The sequence below is a fragment of the Bradyrhizobium sp. AUGA SZCCT0431 genome (genome assembly GCF_018131065.1).
GTDB lineage: Bacteria > Pseudomonadota > Alphaproteobacteria > Rhizobiales > Xanthobacteraceae > Bradyrhizobium.
Window position 1 is genome coordinate 43,794 of record NZ_JAFCLR010000053.1, and the last position, 8,200, is coordinate 51,993.

Genomic DNA, 8,200 nt, shown 5'->3' on the forward strand with positions numbered 1-8,200 from the left:
AATGTCAGCGCGAGCCTGTTTGCTTGCCGTTGCATTGGCAGCCGCAAGCGCTGCGGGCGTGCTGCCCGTCTCTGCCGCGGACGAGGTCAATCAGGAACGGCTGCTCAACGTCGACAAGGAAGCCGGCAACTGGCTTCATCATCATCAGAATTATGCGGGTCACCGGTTCTCCGCGCTGAAGGAGATCAACCGCGATACCGTAAAGAACCTGAAGGTCGCCTGGACGATGCACCTTGGCGGCATCGAACCCGGTGGCATCTGGAGCCATGGCGGCCTGGAAGGCACGCCGATTGCCGAGAACGGCTTTCTCTACGTCACCGATGGATGGGGCTCGGTCTACAAGATCGATGCGCATGGCGGCCGCGGCGCGCTGGTCTGGAAGATGGATCCCAAGACCGACCGTGACTGGGCGGGTGCCGTCGCCTGCTGCGGCGTCGATAATCGCGGCGTCGCATTGTGGGGCGATCTTGTGATTTCCCACACGCTGGACGGCCGGCTGATCGCAACCAAGAAGGACTCCGGCCAGGTCGCCTGGCAGCGCTCCGTGGCCGATCCGGACAAGGGCGAGGTGATCACCGGCGCGCCGCTGATCGTCAAGAACATGGCGATCACAGGCGTGGCCGGCGCGGAATACGGTATCCGCGGCTGGATCGCCGCCACCGATCTTTCGACCCAGAAGGAAGTCTGGCGCACCTATACGATCCCCGGCAAGGGCGAGCCCGGCAGCGAGACCTGGAAGGACAGCAACAACGCGGCGGCCGCCGGCGGCGGCTCGACCTGGGTGACCGGCACCTACGATCCCGCGACCGACACCATCATCTGGGGCGTCGGCAATCCCGGGCCGGATTGGGATAACGCGTACCGGCCGGGCGACAACCTCTACACCGACAGTTCGCTGGCGCTTGACGCCAATACCGGCAAGATCAAGTGGCACTATCAGCACACGCCGAACGATCCCTACGACTACGACAGCGTGGCGGAAAACGTGCTGGTCGATATCCCCGGGCCGAGCGGTCCGCGCAAGCTCGCGCTCGAAGCGGACCGCAACGGCTTCGCCTATGCGATCGATCGAACGAATGGAAAATTCGTTTGGGGCCTGCCGTTCGTCAAGAAGGTTACATGGACCAAGGGGCTCGACCCGGAGAGCGGCAAGCCGATCGAGTATGACCCGAACAAGGCCGTGCAGACCTATGTTGCGTCGGTGACGCCAAGCCGCACCAATATGGAAACCGACATCTGCCCCGGCAACATGGGCGGCAAGAACTGGCCCCCGACGGCCTACAATCCGGATCTCAAGCTCTGGTACATCCCGGTGATCGAAAGCTGCAACCGCATCAAGGTTGAGGTGATGACGCCGGACAAGCTGAAGCCCCGGGAGTTCTGGACCGGCGGTGGCCCGAGCCAGCCATTCAGGATCACTGGCAGCGTCACGGCGATCGACGTCACCACCGGCAAGATCGCCGGCAAACTGGAAACGCCGTTCCCGAATCTGGGAGGGATGCTGGCGACATCCGATCTCGTCTTCACCGGCCAGCCATCCGGCGAAGTGATGGCGCTTGATGCCAAGTCGTTGCAGAAGCTCTGGGAGTTCAACACCGGCGGCGGCGTCAACGCACCGCCGATGACGTTCTCGGTCGACGGCAAACAATATCTTGCCATCCTGGTCGGCCTCGGCGGCGCCTGGGACAAGTGGTTCATCGATTCGACGCCCGAACTGAAGAAGATTCAGCCGGGATCGATGCTCTACGTCTTCGCGCTCTGACATTTCCGAAGGAGGGCCCGCCACAAGCGGGCCCTCCCGCTTCCCCGACAAGAGACGCCATGATGATGTCAAACAAACTGCCGGCGGCGGGCATGCTGCTCGTGAGCGTCGTCGCGCTGAATTTTTCTGCCTATGGTCAGTCGGCGCAGGTTTCGGATCCGACCAGCGCCGGCAAGGCGGTGTTCGGCCGCGCCAACTGCATGGGCTGCCACAAATGGCACGGCAATGGCGGCGGCGGCTACGGCGGCGATGCGCTGTCGCTGCGCAAGACCGAGCTGACGCGCGAACAGATCATCGAAACCGTCGGCTGCGGACGGCCGGGCACGGGGATGCCGTTCTTCGTGCGCGGCGCCTACGATGAGGTGAAATGCTTTGACCTGAACCGCCAGGATGCGGGGCCACAGATGCCGCCCGAGGGCGGAACGTTTCTGCGGCCAAAGGATATCGAAGCCGTCGCCGATTACGTGATCGCCCATATCAAGGGAGCGGGCGAGCCCACTTACGCCGAATGCGTCGCCTTCTTCTCAAGCTCGTCGCGGGTCTGCGACGTTTACAAGACCGAGGCGCCGAAACCGGATCATGCCACCGCCAACACGGGGAAGAGCCAGTGATGAACAGATTGACGCTATCGGGTGTTGTTGCCGCGGGCCTGCTGGTCTGGCAGGCGGTCGCACTGGCGCACTCTCCGGCACGGACGGAAGAATTCGGCGGTAACGATCTGCGTGACATCAGCCTCGGAATGGCCGCGAGCGATCTGACCGAAACCGGCTACGTCGATTTTGCTTGCGCCGATGATCCAAAGAGATCTCTGGCCGGCTGGAAGAACTGGCGCGACTGTCCTGCCGACGCGAAGGCCATGCGGGCGATCCGGTTCGGCTACGACCCATTCACCAGCCGCGACGGCACGATGGTGGCGGGCCATCCCGCGATCCTGACCCTGCTGATCGACGACACCGGCCATGTCGCCGGCTTGCAGATCGAGACCGATCCGAAGGCGCGGCTCTATATCCGGAAGAAGGCGTTCCTGCTCGGGATCCAGGCCAAGTCACGCTACGGCCCGGAGGGGTGGACCTGCAGCGAAGGTCAGCCCGAGGCGGGAGACCAGCCGGTCGGCGGCGTCTATCTGAAGGAGCGCTGCACCAAGACGGTCAGCGGCCGTTCGCTCATCGTCGAACGCAATCTGTTCCGCCGGCCCGATCAGGACGTCAAGAATTTCGTCGACGAAACGCGGATCAGCATCGTGCGAGCGAAGGATTAGCGAAGGATCGACGCCGCGGCGGGCTGTATCAGCTCGCCGCTTCCAGCGCCTCTTCCGTCAACAGCCGCATCGCGGCGCGAGAATACTCGCTGTCGTCCCGGACAAGTGAGCGCAGCGAACGCGATCTCAGATGCGCAATTGCGCGTTGGCTGACGTCACCAGGCAGAAAAGCTGTTTCCGAACGGCGAGCCCCAAAAAGGCGAGCTGCGTGGGCGCGCGTAGCGAAAATCGGTCCCTGGACTGCGTCGCCGTTTCTTGATGCCGCCTTGCGGCTCGCCGCTCAACAGCACCACGAACTCCGTACCCTTGCCGGTTTCCGTGCTCAACGCCTCGTCCGTGACGATCAGGGAAGATCGCGGCGTAATGTTGCCGATGCGATCCAATGCGTCCTGCGGAATGCTGATGCGGTCGAGCGCGGCCTTTGCGGTGCCGGGGTCCGTCGGCACCGGCTCAGCGTCGCGACCACGCTTCGCACGCGCCCGGTCATCCGGCTCAAGCGTGGCGCCGGGCGGACGACCGCCGCCCATTGAGACGGCGCTCCACCGCAACTTGGTATCGTCGCCCGAGCGCTCGACGGCGGTGAAGACATGCGTGCCGATGGGACGATCGGGATCCGCGATCGTCACCGCACTTTCAAGGATGGGCTTGAATGCCTGACGGACGTAAAGCCGCTGGGTCTTGCGGCTGATCAACACCGATATCGGCTGCAGTTCGCGTTCGGCCTGGCGGGCCGCCTCGGCTGCCGCGGCCCGCGCCGTCTCCGCCGCGGCGGCAGCTTCACGCGCAGACGTGACCGCATCGAGCCTCGATTGCAGATCCGCGCTGGCGGCGTCCGATTGCAGCTGTAGCTCCGCGACCTTGACGGCGGCCTTTGCCTTGTCATCCTCAGCCTGCTCCTTTGCCTCCGCCGAGCCGGGAGCACCAAGTCTGGTCTCGGCAGCCGCCAATTGCACCTCGGCTCTGCGCTTCAGATTTTCCGCCGCGCGAACCGGCTCCCTGGCGCGCGATGCCTCCCGGAACGCCGTCTCCGCGGCGAGCCTCGCCTGGGCCGCTTTCCTCGCCGCCTCCTGTGCCTCAGCGGTGCGGGCGGCGGCCATGGCGCCGGCACCCGGTTTGGGTTGGAACAGCAGCGGATGGGCAAGCTCAACGGGCGCTACATCGGTTGGCGCCACGATCACACGCATGCCCATCTTGGTCGCGTCGAACAGGCGTTCGGCGAATTCGAATGGCAACCGGATACAGCCATGGGACGCCGGACGCCCCGGCAGGACACCGCCATGGAGTGCGATGCCCGACCAGGTGATGCGTTGCATGTGCGGCATGTAGGCATCGTCATACAGGTTCGAGTAATGCTCCTCGACTTTCTGGATGACGCTGAAGATCCCGGCGGGCGTCTCGCGTCCCTTCGAGCCGCTCGACACCGGCGCCCGCAGGATCCACCCCTTGGCATCGTAGACGGTGATCCGCTGGTCGCGGAGCGAAACGATGGCTATGAGCGGCTCGCTGGCACTGCGCGTCTCGATGGATTCGATCAGGCGTTCGCCGCTTCTGGCACGCGCATCGTCCCCTGCCGCGATCAGCACGGCCAGACCCGCAACGGCAAGCAACACGGGCCGCAGCCGCGTCCGCCTGTGCTTCGGATTCACACAACGAGACGTCATGCGCGTCCCGCGACAGGGCCCATCCACGCTGTCCGCCCGGGCGGGAGGACGACGACGATCGCGCCTGCCTGCACCCGATTCACGAGATCGATGACATCCTCGTTGGTCATGCGGATGCAGCCGGACGAGATGGCATGGCCGATATATTCCGGCTGGTTGGTGCCGTGGATACGGTACAGGGTGTCCTTGTTGCCCTCGTAGAGGTAGATAGCCCTCGCGCCCAGGGGATTGGCCGGACCGCCGGGAACGCGCTTGGGGTAGGGGCCGAGCCTGGCCTGGATCTCGGCCGTCGGGATCCAGTCCGGCCATTCAGCCACACGGCCAACCGTTGCGACGCCGGACCAGGCCAGCGCTTCCTCTCCCACCGTCACGCCATAGCGGATCGCCTTGCCTCCCGGCAGAACGTAATACAGAAAGCGCGCGCTGGTATCGACCAGGATCGTGCCCGGCTGCTCTTTGCGCATGTAATCGACAATATGCCGGCGATAGGTCTCGGGAATGCTGGCCTGCGCATAAGGAGTGTGGGCCAGCAACTGCCGATCCCTTGGAGTCAAACCGGCATTCGACGACGGCGCGAGCGTCGATTGCATGCAGCCGCCGAGCACAAACCCAAGCAACCCCAAAAGCAACAACGCCAGCCCGGACCTCGGCATGGCCTGTCCTCCAAAGCGTTACATTGGCCATCTGCTTCTCAAAAAGTGCAGAAATCAAGGCGTCGCTGGAAAGTAACCGCGCAATAACGAGATCAGGTGCCTGTCCATGGAATCGCGCTCAGTTCGGCGCGTGCGTGCACTTGCGGACCGTGAAGCCGAGTTCTTCCAGACTCTCTTCAAAAACTTTCGAATGCTCCGCTAGAAGATCGGCAATGTTCGGGGACACCTCATTCGATCACCTCATCGGCACGAGTCAGGCGCGCTTCAGAGATTTGAAATCTGCAACAGCTTGCGGTCGCCGATCCAGGTTCTGGCAAGGTTGGCCTCGGCCTTGCGGGCTGCGGAGCCATCACCGCGTGCCTTGTGCAGTTCCGCCAGCCCGTAATACGACCAGCCATTGGCGGGCGCCCGGCTGAGCGCGCGCTGGAATTGCCGCTCCGCCTCGGCGTAACGGCCGGCCTGCAGCAGGGCGGCGGCAAGCGACTGCCGGATCGGATAATACCAATAGGGCGGCTCGGTGTAGGCCAGGTTGTCCTGCAATGCCGCCGCCCGTTCGAACCGGATGATGGCGGTGCGGTAGTCGCCCCTGGCCTGGGCTACGCGTGCGAGGATCACCGTGCGCGCGATGCGGAGCACCTCCTGCGCCGGGATGCCTGAATCCTTCAGCAGCTTGAAGTCCGCGGTGCGCTCGATCGTCTCGATGTCGCTCGCTGCGGCAGTCGCGCCCGCGAAGTCACGGTTCGCCACCAGCGCGACGCCGCGCACGTAGAGCCACATCGCCTTGACATAGGGAATCGCATCGCCGGGATCCTGCAGCGCCAAAATGGTCTCCGGCGTGCTGAACTGCGCGTGCGCGAAGTATGGCGCCGCCTTGACCGGCTGCACCATCGCAATGCCCTTGGCTGCCTCGCTGGGAATGAGCTGGCCGAGCTTCTCCGCAGCCGCAATCACGGTCGGGCCGTCGCCGGCCATCTGCGCCGACGCCATCACGAAGTGCACGTTGTGCGGATAATAGCCGAGCCTGTAGACGCCCATCGGCGCGTTGGTCTCGGTCAGGTATTTTTCATCGACCTTGACCGCGGTCTTGTTGTCTTCCAGCGCGTCGAGATAGCGGCCGACCCGATAATAGATGTGGCTCGGCATGTGCACGAGATGACCTGCACCGGGAACTGCGCCGCGCAACTTGTCGGCATAGGGCTCGGCGCGCTTGGGCCGGTCCGACGCCTCGACGGCATGAATATAAAGGTGAATAGCGCCGGCATGATTGGGATTACGCGCCAGCACGCGCTCAAGCGTCGGCACGATCGGCACGCTTTGTGGCTTGGCGTCGCGGCCGCCCGGCTTCCAATAGTCCCAGGGGCTGAGATCCATCACTGCCTCGGCATAGAGCGTGGCAATCTCGTCGTCCTCGGCAAACTGTTTTGCTGCCTTCGCCATTTCGGCCGCATAGGCCGCGTCGAGTGGCGCGCGAGCGGCCTTGGGATCGCTGCCGTAGCGCACTGCGATGGCGCCGATCAGCGCCTGCTCACGCGGGCTCGCTTTGCCGGCCAGCGCCTTCGCCTTCTGCGCGGCGGCATAGGCTGGCGCGACCGCGTCCTCCGGCATCGGGAGATTGATGTTGGGACCGAGCACCAGCGCCTCCCCCCAGAAACACATGGCGCAGTCAGGGTCGAGTTTTTGCGCCATGCGAAACGCGCGTCGCGCCTCATCGTGATTGAAGGCGTAGGCGAGACGCAGGCCCTGATCGAAATAAGCCTGCGCGCGCTCGTTCGCGGTCGTGATCTTCCAGGTGGTGGAGCCGATGCCGGTCCACAGCGGCGGCTCGGTGTCCGCGAATGCCGGGGCGGGACTGGCTGCGCTCATCCCGGCGCGCGGCACTTCCGTCTGCACCAGGCGAAACATCATGTTCGGCCCGGCGGTTGCCGTCGGGGGGCCGCAGGTCGGAATATCGCCGTCGGCGATCGGCAGCGATGCATCCACGGCGGTTGCCCGTGCGTCCGCGAGAATAAAACCGCCCCCGGCCAGCAGCGTCGCCAGTGCCGTGCCGCCCAGTGCAGCAAGACTTACGGAAACCAGCAGGCTTTGCGATCGCGTGAATGTCGCCATGGGTGGGCTCCAAAATCGGGCGGAGAGAAAACATCTGCCGGATCCGGGGCTTCAGCGGGTCGTCGGAACTGGATCCAAAGAGGCCCTGAAACGAATTTTCAGACGTTTCCGTCCTTTCTGCAAGACGACTGCAATGTCTGTAGCTGCGACACGTTAGCGTCGGCGAACGGCTCGCCGCAATGGGTCAGCGGTGCTGCTCTTCCGCTTCGGGCGCGGAACAAGTTCGAGAAGGCAGCCGCAAGAAGCTGCCGACTGCAATTCGCTAAGTGAGCACCAAAGCCATAAGGCCTGAGCACAGCAGGACGATACCTGCAGCGGTCACAGCAAGAAACGCGTATGAGGCAAATTCGTCGCGCATAGTGCACCTGTAAAACAGTCATGCCGTCGAACTTTGGAGGAACAGCTGATGCACAAGTTGCCAGGAAATCGTGTTGAGCAGATTTCGAGCTGGCGACAAAATGACTTCAGGACAGTTTCGTGGATCGTTACCGATGAAGTTTAACGACGCAAATGCAGGAGTGGATGGCGTCGCTTCTTCGACATGGAGCGCAGCGCACACGATCTCAGATGCGCAACTGCGCGTCGGGGGACCGATACGCCGCTGCCGACGTTCTTGAGAAAGGAAGATAACGACCTGCGTGCAAGAGCAATTCTCGCTGGTGGTCATGCGTCCCGGCGAACGCCCTAGGGCATGCACACATCTAGTTTATTGGGGATTCCCGAATCGGCATTTTGTGTGATTCATATTGCGACACTTCGG

The 8,200-nt window shown here is 63.6% G+C and carries 6 protein-coding genes; 3 read left to right on the forward strand and 3 right to left on the reverse strand.

Annotated elements, in window-relative coordinates; genetic code table 11:
* Position 1: 1 nt before the first annotated feature.
* The 3 genes from JQ567_RS33955 to JQ567_RS33965 all read left to right on the forward strand — a co-directional run bounded on the left by JQ567_RS33955 (position 2) and on the right by JQ567_RS33965 (position 3,020).
* Positions 2-1,762 (forward strand): PQQ-dependent dehydrogenase, methanol/ethanol family, encoded by a 1,761-nt coding sequence (locus JQ567_RS33955; protein WP_212442855.1) that lies wholly within the window; start codon positions 2-4, stop codon positions 1,760-1,762.
* Between the two features lie 92 nt (positions 1,763-1,854).
* Entirely contained in the window at positions 1,855-2,373 is a 519-nt protein-coding gene (locus tag JQ567_RS33960) for a c-type cytochrome (RefSeq protein ID WP_212442862.1), read from the forward strand.
* Positions 2,373-3,020 carry a hypothetical protein gene (locus JQ567_RS33965; protein WP_249165908.1) on the forward strand — a complete coding sequence of 216 codons (648 nt, stop codon included), beginning with the start codon at positions 2,373-2,375 and terminating at the stop codon, positions 3,018-3,020. The genes JQ567_RS33960 and JQ567_RS33965 overlap by 1 nt, the downstream gene beginning before the upstream one ends.
* 155 nt (positions 3,021-3,175) lie before the next feature.
* On the opposite strand, the gene JQ567_RS33970 is transcribed toward JQ567_RS33965, so the two are convergent.
* The 3 genes from JQ567_RS33970 to JQ567_RS33980 all read right to left on the reverse strand — a co-directional run bounded on the left by JQ567_RS33970 (position 3,176) and on the right by JQ567_RS33980 (position 7,440).
* On the reverse strand, positions 3,176-4,681 hold the full coding sequence (locus tag JQ567_RS33970) for a L,D-transpeptidase family protein (protein ID WP_212442856.1): 1,506 nt from the start codon (positions 4,679-4,681) through the stop codon (positions 3,176-3,178).
* Complete coding sequence (locus JQ567_RS33975; protein ID WP_212442857.1) at positions 4,678-5,334, reverse strand: L,D-transpeptidase; 657 nt, start codon at positions 5,332-5,334, stop codon at positions 4,678-4,680. Before JQ567_RS33975 ends, JQ567_RS33970 begins: the two co-directional genes overlap by 4 nt.
* A 264-nt stretch (positions 5,335-5,598) precedes the next feature.
* On the reverse strand, positions 5,599-7,440 hold the full coding sequence (locus JQ567_RS33980; RefSeq protein WP_212442858.1) for a tetratricopeptide repeat protein: 1,842 nt from the start codon (positions 7,438-7,440) through the stop codon (positions 5,599-5,601).
* Between the last annotated feature and the right edge of the window lie 760 nt (positions 7,441-8,200).

Coding starts and splice junctions, on each gene's coding strand:
- JQ567_RS33955 (WP_212442855.1), top strand. CDS start 2: ATGTCAGCGCGAGCCTGTTTGCTTGCCGTTGCATTGGCAGCCGCAAGC.
- JQ567_RS33965 (WP_249165908.1), top strand. CDS start 2,373: ATGAACAGATTGACGCTATCGGGTGTTGTTGCCGCGGGCCTGCTGGTC.
- JQ567_RS33960 (WP_212442862.1), top strand. CDS start 1,855: ATGCTGCTCGTGAGCGTCGTCGCGCTGAATTTTTCTGCCTATGGTCAG.
- JQ567_RS33980 (WP_212442858.1), bottom strand. CDS start 7,440: ATGGCGACATTCACGCGATCGCAAAGCCTGCTGGTTTCCGTAAGTCTT.
- JQ567_RS33975 (WP_212442857.1), bottom strand. CDS start 5,334: ATGCCGAGGTCCGGGCTGGCGTTGTTGCTTTTGGGGTTGCTTGGGTTT.
- JQ567_RS33970 (WP_212442856.1), bottom strand. CDS start 4,681: ATGACGTCTCGTTGTGTGAATCCGAAGCACAGGCGGACGCGGCTGCGG.